Annotated in this window: 2 protein-coding genes; both read right to left on the bottom strand. The window is 68.4% G+C overall.

Annotated features, from left to right (window positions below; all coding sequences use genetic code 11):
• Positions 1-44: 44 nt before the first annotated feature.
• The gene (gene asd, locus ACE026_RS12875) at positions 45-887 is read right to left on the bottom strand and encodes an archaetidylserine decarboxylase (RefSeq protein ID WP_486039298.1); all 843 of its coding nucleotides are present in this window, start codon (positions 885-887) and stop codon (positions 45-47) included.
• A complete protein-coding gene (locus ACE026_RS12870) occupies positions 884-1,534 on the bottom strand; it encodes an SCO family protein (RefSeq protein WP_482999467.1) in 651 nt (216 codons plus the stop codon). The genes asd and ACE026_RS12870 overlap by 4 nt, the downstream gene beginning before the upstream one ends.
• Positions 1,535-1,953: the final 419 nt, after the last annotated feature.

Raw genomic sequence — 1,953 nt, 5'->3', positions numbered from 1 at the left:
CCCCCCCCCCCCCCCCCCCCCCCCCCCCCCCCCCCCCACGACCCTCACTTCAGAGTGGCCAGCGCCTGCCCCAGCTGTACCGCGTGCTCGGCATCCAGGTGCGGCGCGAAGTCAGCCACCCCGGGCGGCAGCAGCACGATCACGGTCGAGCCGTAATTGAAGCGCGCCATCTCCGCGAAGCGCTCCAGGGTGATGCCCTTGCCGCGGTAGTCTTTGCGCGTGATCGTATCGCCGTAGGCCGGAATCTCCTCGCCGCCCCACACCGTCTCCACGCCGGAGACCAGCAGCGCGCCGACCATCACCGAGACCATCGGGCCGAAGTCCGTATCGAAGTGACAGACCAGGCGTTCGTTGCGGGCGAACAGCCCCGGCACCCTGTTCACCGCGGCCGGGCCGACGCTGAACAACCGCCCCGGCACATGCACGGTCTCGCGCAGCGTGCCGGTCCACGGCATGTGCACGCGGTGGTAATCCTTCGGCGACAGATACACCGTGGCGAACAGGCCGTGGTGGAAGACCTCGGCATCCTTGGCATCGCCCAGTAGCTCGGCGGCGGTGAAGGACTGGCCCTTGGCCTGGAAGATGCGCCCGTCTTCGATCTTGCCCAGCTGGCTGATCCGGCCATCGGCCGGCATCACCAGCGTGCGCGGATCGGGATCGGCCACGCGCGCCCCCGGCTTCAACGCCCGGGTGAAGAACTGGTTGAAGGTCGGGTAGCTGCGCGGGTCCGGATTGGCCGCTTCGGCCAGATTCACGCCGAACTTGGCGGTCACCGTATCGATCAGCCAGCGCGAGAGCCGCGGGTTGCTGGAATACGCCAGTCTGCGCGCCATGGACGACAGCAGGCGGTGGGGCAGGGCGTAGCTCAGCGTGGTCATCAAACTCATGGGGCGGATTTCTCGGTCAGCAGTTGCAGGTCGCGGGCAATGGCCTGCGCTTGGAAAGGAGGGCGGATAAGACCGGCCAGGCGGCCTTCCGGGTCCAGCACGGCCAGGCTGGCCGAGTGCTCCAGGGTGTAATCCTCGGGATTCTCATCGAAGTGCTTGCCCGGCACCTTCTGGAACACGAAGCCCAGCGAGGTGGCGAAACGCTCCAGCGAGGGCACATCGGCCGTCGCGGCCAGCGTGTCCTTATGGAACGCATGCACGTACTCGCCCAGCCGTGCCGGCGTATCGCGCTCGGGATCGACCGAAATGAAGACCAGCCGCGGGCGCAGCGTCTCGGGCAGGGCTTCCCACTGTTTCTGGGCCTGGGCCAGATCGGCCAGCGTGGTCGGGCAGACATCCGGGCAGAAGGTGAAGCCCAGGAACACCAGGGTCCAATGGCCCTTCAGCTCGCCTGGGATCAGGCGGGTGCCGTCGGACTGGCTCAGATTGAAATCGGGCAGCGGGCGCGGCTGCGGATAGAAGGTGATCGACTCGGTGGCGGGGCGGTCACCGCCCGGCTTGGGCGCGAAGACCTTCTGCGCCACGACCAGCCCCAGCCCGGCGGCGAGGGCGATCAGCAGGATGATGCCGACATTGCGATTGAACATAAGGGCCCCGTCCCGGAAGTGGCCACCATGATAGAGGCAGCCACGCCCGATTGTCGGGAGGGGCGTCGGCACGGGTGGGTTTCCGGGACCCGCCGTGAATCCATCCGTGGCGTCTCGTGAGCAGCATCCATGCTGCTCGACGGTCCCGGAGCCCCACCCGTACCGCCACCTCGACAGTGGGCCGGTGCGTATGGGTAAGCAGAGCCAGGTGCACAGCCGAGCATCGAAACCTCAGCGTCTGGGCGGGGCAGGACACGGGTTGCTGTTGGCGAACTGCCGAGCGTGGCTCGGCACTACAGAAGCAGTCTTCGGCGCGTGTGCCGCGCGACAGCTGCCTTGGCCCTGGCTGTGCCCAAGGGCACCGACCCACTGTCAACGGCGTGGGGGGGGGGGGGGGGGGGGGGGGGGGGGGGGGGGGG

Source organism: Stenotrophomonas sp. AGC87 (assembly GCF_057333975.1).
Note: the sequence above shows the minus strand (reverse complement) of the source record. Positions and strands in the feature narration are given on the sequence as shown.

Coding starts and splice junctions, on each gene's coding strand:
- asd (WP_486039298.1), bottom strand. CDS start 887: ATGAGTTTGATGACCACGCTGAGCTACGCCCTGCCCCACCGCCTGCTG.
- ACE026_RS12870 (WP_482999467.1), bottom strand. CDS start 1,534: ATGTTCAATCGCAATGTCGGCATCATCCTGCTGATCGCCCTCGCCGCC.